Origin of the sequence: Kitasatospora sp. NBC_01287 (assembly GCF_026340565.1) — a bacterium.
Lineage (GTDB): Bacteria > Actinomycetota > Actinomycetes > Streptomycetales > Streptomycetaceae > Kitasatospora.
The window spans coordinates 4,076,179-4,091,521 of sequence record NZ_JAPEPB010000001.1; the positions used below are offsets into that span (position 1 = coordinate 4,076,179).

At 71.8% G+C, this 15,343-nt stretch carries 17 protein-coding genes; 13 read left to right on the forward strand and 4 right to left on the reverse strand.

Going from position 1 to position 15,343, the window contains the following annotated elements; all coding sequences use genetic code 11:
• Nucleotides 1-323 precede the first annotated feature (323 nt).
• The 10 genes from OG455_RS17175 (at nt 324) to OG455_RS17220 (ending at nt 10,436) form a co-directional block, all read left to right on the forward strand.
• A complete protein-coding gene (locus OG455_RS17175) occupies nt 324-557 on the forward strand; it encodes a type II toxin-antitoxin system VapB family antitoxin (protein ID WP_266294607.1) in 234 nt (77 codons plus the stop codon).
• The gene (locus tag OG455_RS17180) at nt 554-961 is read left to right on the forward strand and encodes a PIN domain-containing protein (RefSeq protein ID WP_266294609.1); all 408 of its coding nucleotides are present in this window, start codon (nt 554-556) and stop codon (nt 959-961) included. Before OG455_RS17175 ends, OG455_RS17180 begins: the two co-directional genes overlap by 4 nt.
• A gap of 419 nt (nt 962-1,380) precedes the next feature.
• Nucleotides 1,381-2,964, forward strand: coding sequence for an ABC transporter substrate-binding protein (locus tag OG455_RS17185; protein WP_266294610.1), 1,584 nt, complete (start codon nt 1,381-1,383; stop codon nt 2,962-2,964).
• Between the two features lie 5 nt (nt 2,965-2,969).
• Complete coding sequence (locus tag OG455_RS17190; RefSeq protein ID WP_266294611.1) at nt 2,970-3,911, forward strand: ABC transporter permease; 942 nt, start codon at nt 2,970-2,972, stop codon at nt 3,909-3,911.
• Between the two features lie 128 nt (nt 3,912-4,039).
• A complete protein-coding gene (locus OG455_RS17195; RefSeq protein WP_266300843.1) occupies nt 4,040-4,879 on the forward strand; it encodes an ABC transporter permease in 840 nt (279 codons plus the stop codon).
• A complete protein-coding gene (locus OG455_RS17200) occupies nt 4,876-6,450 on the forward strand; it encodes an ABC transporter ATP-binding protein (protein WP_266294613.1) in 1,575 nt (524 codons plus the stop codon). The genes OG455_RS17195 and OG455_RS17200 overlap by 4 nt, the downstream gene beginning before the upstream one ends.
• A complete protein-coding gene (locus OG455_RS17205) occupies nt 6,447-8,849 on the forward strand; it encodes an arylsulfatase (protein ID WP_266294614.1) in 2,403 nt (800 codons plus the stop codon). The genes OG455_RS17200 and OG455_RS17205 overlap by 4 nt, the downstream gene beginning before the upstream one ends.
• A gap of 75 nt (nt 8,850-8,924) precedes the next feature.
• Nucleotides 8,925-9,383, forward strand: a complete 459-nt coding sequence (locus OG455_RS17210; protein WP_266294616.1) for a hypothetical protein — start codon at nt 8,925-8,927, stop codon at nt 9,381-9,383.
• Nucleotides 9,361-9,702, forward strand: coding sequence for a helix-turn-helix transcriptional regulator (locus OG455_RS17215; RefSeq protein WP_266294618.1), 342 nt, complete (start codon nt 9,361-9,363; stop codon nt 9,700-9,702). Before OG455_RS17210 ends, OG455_RS17215 begins: the two co-directional genes overlap by 23 nt.
• 152 nt (nt 9,703-9,854) lie before the next feature.
• A complete protein-coding gene (locus OG455_RS17220) occupies nt 9,855-10,436 on the forward strand; it encodes an NAD(P)H-dependent oxidoreductase (RefSeq protein ID WP_266294620.1) in 582 nt (193 codons plus the stop codon).
• 13 nt (nt 10,437-10,449) lie between these two features.
• Here OG455_RS17220 and OG455_RS17225 read toward each other — a convergent pair whose 3' ends face one another.
• Nucleotides 10,450-11,040, reverse strand: a complete 591-nt coding sequence (locus OG455_RS17225; RefSeq protein ID WP_266294622.1) for a transcriptional regulator — start codon at nt 11,038-11,040, stop codon at nt 10,450-10,452.
• 74 nt (nt 11,041-11,114) lie between these two features.
• On the opposite strand from OG455_RS17225, the gene OG455_RS17230 reads away from it, so the two are divergent.
• On the forward strand, nt 11,115-11,696 hold the full coding sequence (locus tag OG455_RS17230) for a dienelactone hydrolase family protein (protein ID WP_266294624.1): 582 nt from the start codon (nt 11,115-11,117) through the stop codon (nt 11,694-11,696).
• A 327-nt stretch (nt 11,697-12,023) separates the two neighbouring features.
• Here OG455_RS17230 and OG455_RS17235 read toward each other — a convergent pair whose 3' ends face one another.
• Nucleotides 12,024-12,236 (reverse strand): DUF397 domain-containing protein, encoded by a 213-nt coding sequence (locus tag OG455_RS17235; RefSeq protein ID WP_266294626.1) that lies wholly within the window; start codon nt 12,234-12,236, stop codon nt 12,024-12,026.
• Nucleotides 12,212-13,054, reverse strand: a complete 843-nt coding sequence (locus OG455_RS17240; protein ID WP_266294628.1) for a helix-turn-helix transcriptional regulator — start codon at nt 13,052-13,054, stop codon at nt 12,212-12,214. The genes OG455_RS17235 and OG455_RS17240 overlap by 25 nt, the downstream gene beginning before the upstream one ends.
• Nucleotides 13,055-13,177: 123 nt before the next feature.
• On the opposite strand from OG455_RS17240, the gene OG455_RS17245 reads away from it, so the two are divergent.
• On the forward strand, nt 13,178-13,501 hold the full coding sequence (locus OG455_RS17245; protein WP_266294630.1) for a hypothetical protein: 324 nt from the start codon (nt 13,178-13,180) through the stop codon (nt 13,499-13,501).
• The gene (locus OG455_RS17250) at nt 13,498-13,740 is read left to right on the forward strand and encodes a hypothetical protein (protein WP_266294632.1); all 243 of its coding nucleotides are present in this window, start codon (nt 13,498-13,500) and stop codon (nt 13,738-13,740) included. The genes OG455_RS17245 and OG455_RS17250 overlap by 4 nt, the downstream gene beginning before the upstream one ends.
• Nucleotides 13,741-13,815: 75 nt before the next feature.
• Here the strand turns inward: OG455_RS17250 and OG455_RS17255 are convergent, their stop codons facing one another.
• Nucleotides 13,816-15,324 (reverse strand): MFS transporter, encoded by a 1,509-nt coding sequence (locus OG455_RS17255; RefSeq protein ID WP_266294634.1) that lies wholly within the window; start codon nt 15,322-15,324, stop codon nt 13,816-13,818.
• Between the last annotated feature and the right edge of the window lie 19 nt (nt 15,325-15,343).

Consider the following 15,343-nt stretch of genomic DNA (forward strand, 5'->3'; position numbering starts at 1 on the left):
GCAGACCGGTAGCCATGGCGACAAGTCGCGAGATATGAACGCAACGAACCCAGATGGTCGCAAACAGTCATATTCCTTGGCGAAGCAGCTGGTCAGAGCCGCTTTCCTATATCAACTATGCGTCGACCAAGGCAAATTTCGAGGCTTCATGTTGACGTGATAGAGATCCCCACCCTCCCGGGTGACGAAGGACCGGCGCCCGCTTGACCCTTCGTTCACAAGCTCACGAACTCCGGCCGCCGGCCCGCGTTGTGGGTGATGTATCGTTGTCTTACACATCACCCATGTCAGCATCGTTCGCGCCCGGCCCCCGGAGGCAGCTGATGAGCGTCACCCAGATCGACATCGACGACGAGGCGCTCGCCACCGCGATGCGGCTGATGGGCTCCAGCACGAAGAAGGAGACCGTCAACACCGCGCTCCGGGAGTACGTGCAGCGGATCGCGCGACTGGAGGCCGCCGAGAAGCTCGCGGCCCGCGGTGCCGACGGCGAGTTCGACGCCGCCGCGGCCGCGCACGCCGCCGCCAAGCGGGCGCGCCAGGAGCACCTCGGGTGATCGGCTACCTGCTGGACACCTCCGCACTCTGGCACCTGTTCCGGGAGCCGGGCGCCCTCGGCCCCTGGGAGGGGCACATCGCGGCCGGCGCCTTCCACCTGTGCGAGCCGACCCGCACCGAGTTCCTCCGCTCCGCCACCGACCCGGCCCATCGCGACGAACTCGCCGAGAGCATCGACACCTTGTGTCGGTCGGCCGCGGTGCCGAAGCAGGGTTGGCGGTGGGTGGAGACCGCCCAGTACAAGCTGACCCAGAAGGGGCAGCACCGGTCGGCCGGCCCCGTCGACCTGCTGCTCTGCGCCACCGCCGTCCACCACGACCTGACCGTGCTGCACGTCGACAACGACTTCGCCGCCCTCGCGAGGGTGCTCACCGAGGTTCGGCAGCGAGACCTGCGGGGCTGAGGCCCACCGGCCGGCCCGAGTTCGCCGCCCCGGCTTGTGAAGCGGTTCGCATGGGTCGGCCGGCCCGCCGCCCGGGGGCCGGTCCCGTCACTCCGGGCGGGTTTGTTTCCGGGCCTTTGTTGCCTCGCGTTGCGCACCGTTGCGACGCTTGAGACGCGATTGACCTGCCCAAACCGGTCTGACAATCTGTCCGCATGTTCTCGCCCGTGCGCTGCTGTCGCTAGAAGTCGCCGAAGCCGTCAGGTCCTTGCCTGCCGGCTCGCCAGTCCGACCTCGCACAGGGCCTCGCTTCAGGCCCGAGGGCCCGCCCGCCGGCCGATCCCGGCGGTTCGCCGCTCCCGTCTCCGTACCCGCCCAGGCCGCAGTGCGGCCCCACTTACTTTCGATACGAAAGTAAGTAACACCTCTAGGTGGCCCCGATGAACGCCCCCCACACCGCCAACGCCCTCTCCCGCCGGAACCTGCTGCGCGCCGGCGGCGCCGGAGCCGCCCTGCTCACCCTCGCCGCCTGCCGCTCGGCCGCCGACCAGAGCAGGACGGCCGGCGCCGGCACCTCCGCCACCCCGCGCCGGGGCGGCACCCTCACGGTGGCCACCGTGATCGACTTCACCCCGAGCCTGCTCTTCGCGCAGAGCGCCGACACCCTGCTGCAGCGCCTCGTCTACAACACGCTGACCAGGTACGACGACCAGCTGCGCCCGCAACCCGAGCTGGCCACCAGCTGGCAGGTCTCCCCCGACGGCACCTCCGTCACCTTCCAGCTGCGCACCGACGTCACCTTCCACAACGGCCGCGCCTTCACCGCCGACGACGTGATCTTCGCGATCAAGAACCTGCAGAACCCGGTGCGCTCGGCCCAGCTGCGCTCCACCGCCGCCGCCGTCACCGGCTTCGACAAGAAGAGCGACCACGAGCTGACCCTCACCCTGGCCCACCCGGTGAGCAACCTCTTCGACCTCTTCGAATTCATGATCATCACGGACCCGGCCACCGTCGAGGACGCCTTCGCGGGCAAGCAGTTCATCGGCACCGGCCCGTTCAAGTTCACCGCCCGCACCCCCGGCTCCTCGATCAGCTTCGCCCGCAACGACCACTACTTCCTCCCCCAGCGCCCCTACCTGGACGGCGTGGAGGTCCGGGTGATCCCGCAGGCCGACTCGCTGCTCGCCTCGCTGAGGACCGGCCAGTCCCAGCTCTCCTACTCGGTGCAGGGCAAGGACATCGCCACGCTGCAGGGCAACAGCCAGTTCGGGATCAAGCAGTACGACACCGGCGCGGGCGCCTACTACGTGGGCGTCAACGTCACCGCCGACCACGTCAGCGACAAGCGGGTGCGCCAGGCCATCGCCTGGGCGCTGGACCGCGACCGGCTGGTCAAGCAGGCGCTCGGCGGCTACGGCCTGGCTTCCGCCGCGCCCTGGCCCAAGTCCTCCCCCGCCTACAGCGACGCCTCCGCCGCCCACTACAGCCTCGACCTGGACAAGGCCCGCGAGCTGCTCAAGGAGGCCGGCGCCGGGCAGTTGACGCTGCCGCTCGCGCACTCCTCCGACCCGGGCAACACCACCATCGCGCAGATGGTCCAGTACGACCTGTCCCAGATCGGCATCACCGCCCAGCTGCAGCCCACCGACTCGCCCACCATGCAGAAGCAGCTGATCAACCAGACCATGCCGGCCCTGTGGACGCTCAGCCACGGCTTCGCCCAGCTGCACCCGGCCACCCTCGCGGTGAGCGCCTACCCCTTCAACGAGGCCAAGAACAGCTCGCACTTCAGCTCGCCGGCCTACACCACGATCGTGCAGCAGGCCTGGAACCGGGCCGACGGCGACAGCGCGGACGCCAAGGCGCTCTACCAGCAGATCACCGACACCCTGCTGGACGAGGCCTTCGTGATCGACCTGGCGATCGCCGGCCTGGTGGAGGTGGCCACCGCCCAGGTGCACGGCGCGACCCTCAACAAGTACTCCTACCTCAACCTCGACAACGCCTACCTGGCGGCCTGATCGACATGCGCGGCTACTTCCTCAAACGGCTCCCCTCCGCCCTGCTGGTGCTGCTGCTGGCCTCCGTCGCGGTCTTCCTGATCCTGCGGCTGATCCCCGGCGACCCGGCCACCACCCTGGCCGGCGACGCCGGACCCGAGGCGGTCGCGGCGGTCCGCGCCCGGCTCGGCCTCGACCAGTCGCTGCCCGTGCAGTACCTGCACTGGCTCGGCAACGTGCTGACCGGCAACCTCGGCCCGTCCTACGCGATCGGCGGCCAGGTCTCCGACCTGATCGGCGGCGGCCTGGGCAACACCGTCGAACTCACCCTGGGCGCACTGGTCCTGGTGCTCGCCCTGGGCCTGCCGCTCGGGCTGCTCGGCGCCACCGCCCGCAGCCGCCCGCTCGCCGCCGCGGTGCGGATCCTGACCACCGCCGTGCTCGCGGTGCCGCCCTTCGTCACCGGCGTGGTGCTGGTGCTGGTCTTCGCGGTGGGCCTGGGCCTGCTGCCGGCCACCGGGCACGCCTCGATCCTGGCCGAGCCGGACATCGGCGTGCAGTACCTGCTGCTGCCCGCGCTCTGCCTGGCGCTGCCCAGCGCGGCGATCCTGGCCCGCTACCTGAAGGACGGGTTGGAGCGCGCGCTCGCCGAGGACTACGTGCGCACCGCCACCGCGCTCGGCGTCTCCCGGCGCCGGATCGTCTGGCGGCACGCGCTGCCCAACGCGCTGCCCCCGGTGGTCACCCTGCTGGGCCTGCAGGTGGGCCAACTGCTCGGCGGGGCCGTGCTGGTGGAGGCGATCTTCGCCTGGCCCGGCCTGGGCCAGCTGGCCGAGCAGGGGGTGCTGCGGCGCGACTACCCGGTGGTGCAGGACCTGCTCCTGCTGCTGGTCGCGGTCTTCGTCGCCGTCCAGCTGCTCACCGACCTGCTCTACGCCTGGCTCGACCCGCGGATCCGGTGGGAGTGATCGGCATGACCAAGAACACGACTCCGCGTGTGCCCACGCACACGGGCGCGCACACGGGCGCGCACACGGACACGGCCTCGGCCCCGAACACGGACACGGCCACCACCGGGAGCCCCCCGCCGGGCCCGATCGGGAAGGCGCCCCGGCGCGTGCCCAAGAACCCCTACCTGCGCGCCCTGCTGACCCCGCGCGGCCTCACCGGCCTGGCCCTGGTGGGCGTGATCGCGCTGGCCGCGCTGTTCGCCCCGCTGCTCGCGCCGCTCTCTCCCACCGCCCAGAGCGACACCGCGCTGGCCGGCCTCGGCGCGCCGGGCCACCTGCTGGGCACCGACGAGATCGGGCGCGACCTGCTCAGCCGGCTGCTGCACGGGATCGGCACCGACCTGGAGATCAGCCTGATCGCGGTGCCGATCGGCGCGCTGCTCGGCGGCGGCCTGGCGGTGCTGGCCGGCGCCTCGAAGGCGGCGGACGTGGTGGTGCAGCGGATCTTCGACCTGATCCTGGCCTTCCCCGGGCTGATCCTGGCGATCGCGGTCACCGCGATCCTGGGACCGGGGCGGCTCCCCGTGGTGATCGTCATCGCCCTGGCCGAGATCCCCGGCTTCGGACGGCAGTTGCGGGCCCAGATCCTGGTCCAGCGCGAGCGCGACTACGCGGTGGCCGCCCGGGTCGGCGGCGCCTCGCGGTGGCGGGTGCTGCTGCGGCACGTGCTGCCGAACGCGATCGACCCGCTGATCGTGCAGGCCGCGATCGCGCTCTCACTGGCGGTCTTCATCGAGGGCGCGATGAGCTACCTGGGGGTGGGCGTGCGCCCACCGGAGCCCTCGCTCGGCTCGATCCTCAGCCAGTCGATGGCCTACCTGTCCACCCACCCGAGCTACGCCGCCGCACCGCTGGTCACCGTGACCACGCTGGTGCTGGGCTTCACCCTGATCGCCGAGGCGCTGAACCGGGGGATCCGCCGATGAGCACCGTCCTCGAAGTCAACGAGCTGCGCGTGGAGTTCGACGGCACCCCCGCCGTCGCCGGGGTCGGCTTCTCGCTGGCGGCCGGCGACACGCTGGGCATCGTCGGCGAGTCCGGCTCCGGCAAGTCGACCACCGCGCTGGCGCTGCTGCGGATGCTGCCCGCCCCCGGGCGGATCACCGGCGGCAGCGTGCGGCTGGCCGGCCAGGACCTGGCCGCGCTGGACGAGGAGGCGCTGCGCGCGCTGCGCGGGCGGAAGATCGCGATGATCTTCCAGGACCCGATGTCCTCGCTCAACCCGGTGCTCACCATCGGCCGCCACCTGCACGAGGCGCTGCGCGCGCACGGCGTGCGGGACAAGGCGGTGCGCGAGCGGCGGGCACTGGAGCTGCTCGACCTGGTGGGCATCCCGAGCGCCGCCGAGCGGCTGGCCGATCACCCGCACCAGTTCTCCGGCGGCCAGCGCCAGCGGGTGATGATCGCGCTGGCGCTGGCCAACGAGCCCGAGGTGCTGGTCGCCGACGAGCCGACCACCGCGCTGGACGCCACCGTGCAGCGCCAGATCCTGGACCTGCTGGAGCGGATCAACCGGGAGACCTGCACCGCGCTGGTGCTGATCACCCACGACCTGGGCGTGGTGGCCCGCAGCTGCCGCCGACTGCTGGTGATGCGCGACGGCGGCGTGGTCGAGGAGGGGCTCACCGCCGAGCTGCTGACGCGTCCTCGGCATCCGTACACCCAGCAGCTGCTGGCCGCCGTGCCGCGCCTGGAGGAGCCCTCCGCGGCCGCCGCCAACAGCACCCCGGGCCCGGAGGTGCTGCTGGCCGCCACCGGCCTGCGCAAGACCTTCCGCGGTCGGCGCCGGCGCGGCGGCCCGGTCCTCGCGCTGGACGGGGTGGACCTGGTGCTGCGTCCGGGCGAGACGCTCGGCATCGTCGGCGAGTCCGGCTCCGGCAAGTCCACCCTGGCCAAGGCGCTGGTCCAGGTGCACCGCCAGGACAGCGGCACGATCCTCTTCCGGGGCCGGCCCCTGGCGGCGGTCGAGCGCGAGGTGCAGATGGTCTTCCAGGATCCGTACGCCTCGCTCAACCCCCGGATGACGGTGGGCCGGATCATCGCCGAGCCGATGATCGCCCACGGCCTGCCCGACCGCGAGGCGCGGGTGGCCCGGCTGCTCACCCAGGTCGGCCTGGACCCGGCCGCCGCCGACCGCTACCCGCGCGCCTTCTCCGGCGGCCAGCGCCAGCGGATCGGCATCGCCAGGGCGTTGGCCCCCGAACCGTCCGTGCTGATCTGCGACGAGCCGGTATCCGCGCTCGACGTCTCGGTGCAGGCCCAGGTGATCGAGCTGCTGGCCGAGCTGCAGCGGGAGTTGGGCCTGGCCATCGTCTTCATCGCGCACGACCTCGCGGTGGTGCGGCGGATCAGCCACCGGATCGCGGTGCTGCACCAGGGCCGGGTGGTCGAGACCGGCCCGGCCGACCAGGTCCTCGCCGACCCGCAGGACCCGTACACCCGAACCCTGCTGGCCGCCGCCCCGCGGCTGCCCGCACCCCAGGAGAGCACCGCATGAGCACCGACACCCCCGACGCCGGCACCCCCGGCACCCCCGGCACCCCCGACACCGACACCGCCAACGCCGCCCCGCAGCAGGACCCGCACCGCCGCGCCCCCTACGCCGGATTCCCCGGCACCGTGGGCCGCACCTTCGCCGACTCCACCCCGCACTGGCCCGCCCGGCACCGCGCGCCCGAGCGCGCCCCCAACATCATCGTCGTGCTGATCGACGACATGGGCTACAGCGACATCGGCCCGTTCGGCTCGGAGATCCCCACCCCGGCGCTGGACGCGATCGCCGACCGGGGCGTGCGGCTGGCCAACTACCACACCATGCCGCTCTGCTCGCCGGCCCGCGCCGCGCTGCTCACCGGCCTCAACCCGCACCGGGTCGGCTACTCCTTCGTGGCCAACGCCGACCCCGGCTTCCCCGGCTACGGCATGGAGGTGGCCAAGGACATCCCGACCCTGGCCGAGACCCTGCACGACGCCGGCTACGCCACCTACGCGGTCGGCAAGTGGCACCTGACCCGCGACTCGGTCTCCAACGCCGCCGACGACCGCCGCAACTGGCCGCTGCAGAAGGGCTTCGACCAGTACTACGGCGTGCTGGAGGGCCTGACCAGCCTCTTCCACCCGCACCAACTCGTGCGCGACAACAGCCCGCTGGACATCGACGAGTTCCCCGACGACTACTACTACACCGACGACATCACCGACCAGGCGATCAAGATGGTCAAGTCGCTGCGCGCCCACGACAGCGACAAGCCCTTCCTCCTCTACCTCGCGCACAACGCCGTGCACGGCCCGCTGCAGGCCAAGGAGGCCGACCTGGCGCGCCACCGCGGCCGCTACGCCGAGGGCTGGGACGCGCTGCGCGAGCACCGATTCGGCCGCCAGCTGGCCGCCGGTCTCTTCCCGCCCGGCACCCGGCTGCCGGACCGCAACTACGAGGCCGGCTACGACGTGCTGGCCTGGGAGGAGCTGACCGAGGTCCAACAGAAGCTCTACGCCCGCTACATGGAGGTCTACGCGGCGATGGTCGACAACGTCGACCAGAACCTCGGACGGCTCACCGGGACGCTGGCCGCGCTCGGCGAACTCGACAACACCATCATCCTGTTCACCTCCGACAACGGCGGCACCGGCGAGGGCGGCGCCGAGGGCACCCGCAGCTACTTCAGCCGCTTCGTGCACCACCCCGACCTGCCCGACGACTGGAACCCGGACGTCGAACGGGAGATCTCGCTGATCGGCGGCCCGCAGAGCCTGGTGCACTACCCGCGCGGCTGGGGCATGGCCTCCAACACCCCCTTCCGGCTCTACAAGGGCCAGACCTACGCGGGCGGCGTGCGGGTCCCCTTCGTCCTCTCCTGGCCGGCCGGCCTGCCGCGCACCGCGGGCGACGACGGGATCCGCCAGCAGTACCAGTACGTCACCGACATCACCCCCACCCTGCTCGAACTCGCGGGCCTGCAGCGGCCGCTGGAGCGGGACGGCAAGCCGGTGCAGGAGCTGGACGGGATCAGCTTCGCGCCGGTGCTGCGCGCCAAGGCCGCCGACAGCACCCACCACGAGCAGTACTGCGAGATGACCGGCAACCGCAGCTACTACCGCGAGGGCTGGAAGCTGGTCACCCTGCACCGTCCGGGCGCCCCCTACGACGACAGCGAGTGGGCGCTGTTCGACCTGCGCACCGACCCCACCGAGATCGACGACGTGGCCGCCGACCACCCCGAGGTGGTCAAGGAGCTGTCCGCCGCCTGGGAGGCGGCCGCCTGGCAGAACGGCGTCTTCCCGCTCCAGGACGGCCGCGGCGCGCTCGCCCTGCGCCACCCGGACGACGCGCTGCTGCGCCGCCCGGTCACCCTGCTGCCCGGCACCCCCGAGCTGGAGCGCTACCGCTCCTCCAAGCTGATCTCCTTCCGCTCCTTCGACGTGCGGATCGATCTCGGCCACCACGGCGCCCAGGACGCCGGGGTGCTCCTCTCGCACGGCGACCAGGGCGGCGGCTACAGCCTCTACGTGGAGGACGGCGAACTGCGCTTCGCCTACAACCAGTACGGCGAGCTCTTCGAGGCCACCGCGGGCCCGCTCGCCCCGGGTGCCCGCACGGTGCTGCTGCGGGCGCGCGCGGTGGCCGACCTCAAGTGGGAGTTCGACCTGCTGGTGGACGACGTGCCGCGCGGCGGCCTCGGCCCGGTCCACCAGCTGATCGGGATGGCTCCGTTCCAGGGCATCAGCGTCGGCATCGACCGCAAGTCCCCGGTCTCCTGGCCGCTCTTCGAACGCCACCGCTCCTTCCGCTACACCGGCGCCCTGCGCTCGGTCACCTACCTCCCGGGCGAGCCCGCCCCGTACGACCCGGAGACGGTGGTCCAGGCCCTGCGGGAGGCGGCGGCGGCGTTCGAGTAGTCCGCGGCACCTGTCCGGTCGGCGCCCCCGGCCGGACAGTGTCCGAAGAACGATATCCAAGCTACTGTGGATGTCATGACGACGGCCTATGAGGACGTACCGTTCAGCGAACTCCTGCACCACCCCGCCGCCACCGCGCGCCGCCTCGACACCGTCCGCACGCTGCGCCTGCGGCGGCGTGACGCGGGCGATCTCGCCCTGATGCGCGTCGACCAGATGGAGCAGGACGCCTCCGTCGTGGACTTCACCTCCCGGCTGCTGGCCGCTCTGGTGCGGACCGGAAACCTCGACGCGCTGCGCCAGGCCCTGCCCGATGCCCTGCCGTGGTGCACCTTCCTCCCCGCCGAGGATGTCGACACGCTGCTCCTGGAGCTGGTGGACACGGCACGCGGGGCGGTGTCCCTCGACAATCTCGCCCCGATCGCCCAGCTGCTCACCCGGTGGCGGCACAGTGCGGAGATCTACGCGGACCCCGCCACCGCACTCCCACCGCCCCAGGAGCGTGAGCCCGTTGCGCGTCACCGCCGCCCGTGAACTCGCCCACCCGAGCCGCGCGGAGCTCGCGCTGGTGCCCGTGCTGCACGCGCTCGCCGACCCGCACCGGCTGACCGTGGTGCGCGAGCTGGCGGCGGCCGCGCCCGCCGAAGTGCCGTGCGGCCGCCTGGATCTGCCGGTGACGCGCTCCACCTACACCCACCATTTCCGGGTGCTGCGCGAGTCCGGGGTGATCCGGCAGCACTACCAGGGCCGGGAGGTGCTGAACCAGCTGCGCCGCGAGGACCTGGAGGCCCGCTTCCCCGGGCTGCTGGACAGCGTCCTGGCGGCCGCCCGCACGGAACACCGGGAAGACTGAGGGGAGCTGACGGGAGCTGACGGGAGCTCGGAGAGCATCAGCGGGGAATCTCGGCCTAGATATTACGAGAATCATCGTAATATGATGCTCAGCGCCCAGCCCGCTCAGCCCGCCATGCCCGCTCAGCCCGCCGCCCCGATCCGGGAGCCCCGATGACCCTGCCGACCGACCGGCGCCAGCTCCTCTTCCTGCTCGCCGGCGGCCGCCCCGGCGGCAACACCGAGGCCCTGGCCCGCCACGCCGCCGCCCACCTGCCCGAGGACGCCTCCACCACCTGGCTGCACCTCGACGACTCACCGCTGCCGGCGTTCCGCGACGACCGCCACACGGACGGCGCCGCACGGACCCCGACCGGCGGCGAACTCGCCCTGCTGGAGGCCACCCTGGCCTGCACCGACCTGGTCATCGCCTCCCCGGTCTACTGGGGCGGCCTGGCAGCCCCGGCCAAGCTCTACCTGGACCACGTGGTCGGCTGGGTACGGCTGCCGGGCGTCGACCTGCGCGCGCGGATGCGGGAGCGGACGCTCTGGGGCGTCGGCGTGCTCAACGGGCCGGGGCTGGCGGACGCGCAGCCGATGGTGGACATGCTGGAGAGCGCCGCCGACTACCTGGACATGCGCTTCGGCGGCGTCCTGCTGGGCAACGGCGACCGTCCGGGCGAGGTCCTGGCGGACGCGCCGGCGCTGGAGCGGGCCGAGCGGTTCTTCGCCGGGGCTTCGGCCGAGCCCGTGTGAACGTCCGGCCCGCTCAACTCTCCTGCCGCTCCTGCGGGTCCGGCAGGACCGGGTAGTCGTCGAGCATCGGGTACAGGCCCACGGCGAACCCGTAGACCCGCTCGCCGGAGCGCGGCAGCCGGTCGAACTCGTGGATCACCTCGTCGATCCGCTGCCAGAACTCCGCCGCCCGCTCCTCGGACAGCCGCGCGTGCCGGATGAAGCCGCGCAACTGCCCCAGCTCGTAGGCCGCGTTCGACTCCTTGGCGGCCACCTCGAAGTCGTTGAAGTCCGGCGGCAGCGCGACGCCGTCCGCCTGCCGGCCGAGGCCGACGTAGAACATCCGCGCGGCCCGCCCGTAGTAGCGCTCCTCGATCGCCCGCACCCGCCGGGTCCGCACCACGCGCAGCAGTCCGGCCCTGGCCAGGACGCCGACGTGGTGCGCGACGGTGCTCTTGGGGCGCTTGACCGCGCCGGCCAGCTCCGTCACGGTCGCGGCCCGCTCGTGCAGCAGGCCGAGCAGGGTCGTGCGCAGCGGGTCGCTGATCGCCCGCACCTGCTCCGCGGTGGTGAGTTCGAGGCGGTCCGCGAGTTCGTAGTCCGGGGTTGAGGGATTGCTCGACATGGTTCGAGTAATCTAGCATCGCCGAACGTTCGAAGTATTTGGATCGTTTAGACGGAAGACGGGCAGGGCAGGCCATGGCCGAGATCGTGCTGTACCACCACGCGCAGGGGCTGACCGAGGGCGTCGAGGCCTTCGCGGCCGTGCTGCGCGCGGCGGGTCACACCGTCCACACGCCCGACCTCTACGAGGGCCAGGTCTTCGCCACCCTGGAGGACGGCCTCGGCCACGCCAGGCGGACCGGGTTCGACACCCTGCTGGAGCGCGGCGTCGCGGCGACCGAGGGGCTCGGCGACGCGCTGGTCTACGCGGGCTTCTCGCTGGGCGTCATGCCGGCGCAGCAGTTGGCCCAGACCCGCGCCGGGGCCAGGGGCGCGCTGCTCTTCCACTCCTGCTTCCCCGTAGCGGAGTTCGGCGACGCCTGGCCGGCGGGCGTGCCCGTCCAGGTGCACGGGATGGACGCCGACCCGTTCTTCGCCGACGACGGCGACCTCGACGCGGCGCGCGCCCTGGCCGACTCCACCGAGCACGCCGAGCTGTTCGTCTACCCGGGCAAGGAGCACCTGTTCGCCGACTCCTCGCTGCCCTCCTACGACCGCGACGCCACCGAGCTGCTCACCCGCCGGGTGCTCGACTTCCTGGGCGGCGCCGACAGCTGAAATCGGCGGCCCTCACGCGGCTTCCGCCACGGGGGTGACCACAAAGGCACTGCCCGGCCACAGTGGGTCAGACCGGCCTGACGTGCCGTCAGTTCATCTGCGGCCGGGAGGTGCCCGCATGGCACGACCATGGGAAGCGGACCCATCGGCGGTGGAGCGTTCGAACACTACTTCGGGGCGGACTACCCACGAACACTGGCCGCTCGCGCACTGCTGAGCCGAGTCCTCGGCGAACTCCGGCTGTGGGAGGAGTCCGTGGAGCAGACCGAACTGGTGACGGCGGGCCGAAGGCGCGTGCTCGGCGGGAACCATCCCTGGCCGCCTTCGCTATGTCAACGCGCCGTGCTTGACACCGGCGAGGAAGGCGGCGAACGAGGCGGCGGGGAAGACGAGGGCGGGGCCGGCCGGGTCCTTGGAGTCGCGGACGGGGAGGATGCCGGGGAGGCCGTCCGCGATCTCGACGCAGTTGTCCTGCCCTGTCGAGCTGTAGCTGGACTTGCGCCACGCGACAGCGCTCAGGTCAGGGGTGGCAGGTCCCACGAGTACCGCTCCTCAATCACGTTCCGGATGAAGACCGCTGACATCTCCGGGGAGAGCGCGGCAGCCTGAATCCGATCGTAGATGAGGGTGAGTTGAGCAACATCGTCCGGCTTATCGAAGAACTGGCCGGTCTTCAGGCCCTCGGTGTACGCCGCTCTGGAACCGTCCGGCATCGTGAGCAGGCACAACGAGCCGCCCAGGGCACTGAGGTCGAGGGCACCGAAAGGCACCACCTGCACCTCGACCCGGGGACGCGCGCCCAGCTTCAGCAGCCGGAGCAGCTGGATGCGCATCACCTCGGGCCCGCCGACGTTCCGATAGAGAGCCGATTCGTCCAGGGTGAGGCGGTACCACGGCGGGTCCTCGCGCTCGAAGATCTCCTGGCGGCCCAGACGGATCGGAACCATTTCGGCCACGGGCGGCTCTCCAATTGCCTCCCCCGCGGCGAACATCGCCCGGATGTACCCCTCGACCTGCACCAGCCCCGGAATCACCAGGCCGTACTCCTGGATGATCCTGGCCTGCCCCTGTCGCAACAGGAACAGTTGTGCGTAGTTCCTGATCCTGCCGGCGCCGATGTGCGTCCAGAGATCAACCAGATCCCCCTCCGCGTCCAGCGCCGCGTCCAGCAGCATCACCAGCTCCCGCCCCGGCGGGTCCGTCGCCAGCTCGATCTGCGCGATCCGGTTGTGCGAGAGGAAGACCCTCGCCCCCAGCTCCTTCTGCGTCCACCCCTTCCGCTCGCGTCTCTTGCGCACCTGCGCCCCGAAGTACGCCTCCAGCGAGACGGTGGGGTCCAGTTCCTTCGGCCCAGGCATCGCCACTCCCTGCTTCAGCCCGCCAAGATTGAACGCTTGCCCTCTGGCGAGCCTAACTCCGAAGCGCCACGCTAGATGCACGGATCGTGAGATTCACCCCAGCGAGCGCACGGAGCGTCATATATGACTGACAATCAGATCGCTTCTCCCCCACCGCCCTTCATCGAGCGCGGCCTGCCCGAGTGCCAGTGCCCCGCCAACTGCGGTGGGCGTCCCGAAGCGATGCTCCGGATCCCGCCGACCTACCCCACCGTGCGCGACGACGGCCGCACCAAGCCGCCCGAGCAGCCCTACACCCCCACCCGGCGCGGCGAGCTGGTGTTCGACGTGCTCAACCAGCGGCACGGCGCGTTCATGGCCCGCACCCGGCAGACCGTCTACCTGCGCCCGGAGCGGGGCGGCACCGAGTGGGAGGTCGACGCGCAGTGGCTGGTGAAGCTGCCGTGAACTTCGCCGCCCACAACCAGGCGGTGGCCGCGCTCGACCGGTTGACCGACTCGCTCGACGCGGCGGGCGTCGACCTCGGCGAGCTCTCCAGCGGCTGGCGGATCACCCCGGCCGGCACCGTGCTGGTCCAGCTGCGCCCGTTGCACCCCACCGAGGTTCTCCAACTCGCCCACGCCATCCGCCCGCCCGGCCCGGCAGGCCCAGCAGGCACGCCCGGCCCGCCCGGCCCGGCAACCTGAGCCCCTCGCCCTCCCGGACACGGAACAGGCCGGCACCCCGCGAGGGGTGCCGGCCTCCTGCGTGCGGGCGCCGACTCAGGCGACCAGCTCCGCCTCCGGCAGCGGCGCGGCGACGGGCTCCGGCGCGGTGGCGCCCCGCATGACCAGGCTGGCCACCAGGGCGGCGGCCAGGACACCGATCGCGCTGATCGTGAAGGTGGTCGACATCGCGCTGGTGAAGGCCTGCCGGGCAGCCTGCACCAGGGAGCCGCCGGCGTCGCCGTGGGCGACGGCCAGGGCGCCGGCGATCGACTGCCTGGCCTCGGCGGGGGCGCCGGACGGCATCCGGCTGGTGAAGCCGCTGGAGAGCAGCGAGCCCAGGATCGCGATGCCGAGCGCGGTGCCGGCCTGCTGGATGGTGTCGTTCAGGGCGGAACCGACGCCCGCCTGCTCCGCCGGGATGGTGCCCATCAGCGCGCCGACCGCGGCGGGCATCGCCAGACCGGCGCCGAGGCCCAGCAGGCCGAGCGCGGTGGCGGGGACGGCGAAGCCGGTGCTGACCGTCACGGTGCTCAGCAGGGCGAAGGAGGCGGCCATCACGAGCATCCCGCCCAGCACCAGCAGGCGGTTGCCGATCTTCGCGGCGAGGGCAGCTCCGGAGAAGTTGCCGACCAGCGCGGCGACGGCCAGCGGCACGAAGGCCAGGCCCGCCTTGACGGGCGAGTAGCCGAGCACGAACTGCAGGTACTGGGTGAGCACCAGCAGCAGGCCGCCGTTGCCGACCTGCACCAGGGTGAGCGAGAGCGAGCCGCCGCTGAAGTCGCGGTGCTTGAAGAGGACCAGCGGCGCCATCGGCGCGGGGGTGGTGTTCTCCCAGACCACGAACCCGACCAGGGAGAGGACCGCGACGGCCAGGGTGATCACCGGGACGCCGCCGAAGGCGCCGTGCTGCGGGATCCCGATGATCCACCAGATCAGGGCGGTCATGCCGACGGCGGAGAGCACCGCGCCGAGCGGGTCCGGCTTCTGCCAGGCGCCCTTGGACTCCGGCATCAGGGTCAGGCCCGCCAGCACGGCCAGTGCGACGACCGGGACGTTGATGAAGAAGATCGCGTGCCAGGAGAAGTGGGCGATCAGCACGCCGCCGAGCACCGGGCTGCCGACCAGGCCGAGCATCGACACCGAGCTCCACGCCGCCATCGCCTTGCCGCGCTCCGCCTCGTCGAAGACGGTGATCAGGATCGACAGCGTCGAGGGCATGATCAGCGCTCCGCCGACGCCCATCACCACCCGCGCGGCGATCACCTCGCCGGGATTCGCGCAGAAGCTCGCGGCCAGTGAGGCCGCTCCGAAGAGCAGCAGTCCGATGATCATCACCTTCCGGCGGCCGAACCGGTCACCGAGGCTGCCGGCGGTGAGCAGGAGTCCGGCGAAGACCAGGACGTAGGAGTCGAGGATCCACTGGGTGTCCTGGGCGCTCGCGCCGATGTCCCTGGTCATCGCGGGCACCGCGACGGTCAGCGCCATGCTGTCCACCACCAGGACCAGCGAGCTGAGGCACAGCACGATGAGGATCCACCAGCGGCGTGGGTTGCGGGTCTCCATGAGGTTCGTCCTTCCGAGC

Bases quoted from the DNA above. Each gene is read 5' to 3' on its own strand.
- OG455_RS17190 (WP_266294611.1), top strand. From the start codon at position 2,970: ATGCGCGGCTACTTCCTCAAACGGCTCCCCTCCGCCCTGCTGGTGCTG.
- OG455_RS17225 (WP_266294622.1), bottom strand. From the start codon at position 11,040: ATGTCGAGCAATCCCTCAACCCCGGACTACGAACTCGCGGACCGCCTC.
- OG455_RS17245 (WP_266294630.1), top strand. From the start codon at position 13,178: ATGACTGACAATCAGATCGCTTCTCCCCCACCGCCCTTCATCGAGCGC.
- OG455_RS17210 (WP_266294616.1), top strand. From the start codon at position 8,925: ATGACGACGGCCTATGAGGACGTACCGTTCAGCGAACTCCTGCACCAC.
- OG455_RS17200 (WP_266294613.1), top strand. From the start codon at position 4,876: ATGAGCACCGTCCTCGAAGTCAACGAGCTGCGCGTGGAGTTCGACGGC.
- OG455_RS17240 (WP_266294628.1), bottom strand. From the start codon at position 13,054: ATGCCTGGGCCGAAGGAACTGGACCCCACCGTCTCGCTGGAGGCGTAC.
- OG455_RS17255 (WP_266294634.1), bottom strand. From the start codon at position 15,324: ATGGAGACCCGCAACCCACGCCGCTGGTGGATCCTCATCGTGCTGTGC.
- OG455_RS17230 (WP_266294624.1), top strand. From the start codon at position 11,115: ATGGCCGAGATCGTGCTGTACCACCACGCGCAGGGGCTGACCGAGGGC.
- OG455_RS17220 (WP_266294620.1), top strand. From the start codon at position 9,855: ATGACCCTGCCGACCGACCGGCGCCAGCTCCTCTTCCTGCTCGCCGGC.
- OG455_RS17175 (WP_266294607.1), top strand. From the start codon at position 324: ATGAGCGTCACCCAGATCGACATCGACGACGAGGCGCTCGCCACCGCG.
- OG455_RS17185 (WP_266294610.1), top strand. From the start codon at position 1,381: ATGAACGCCCCCCACACCGCCAACGCCCTCTCCCGCCGGAACCTGCTG.
- OG455_RS17205 (WP_266294614.1), top strand. From the start codon at position 6,447: ATGAGCACCGACACCCCCGACGCCGGCACCCCCGGCACCCCCGGCACC.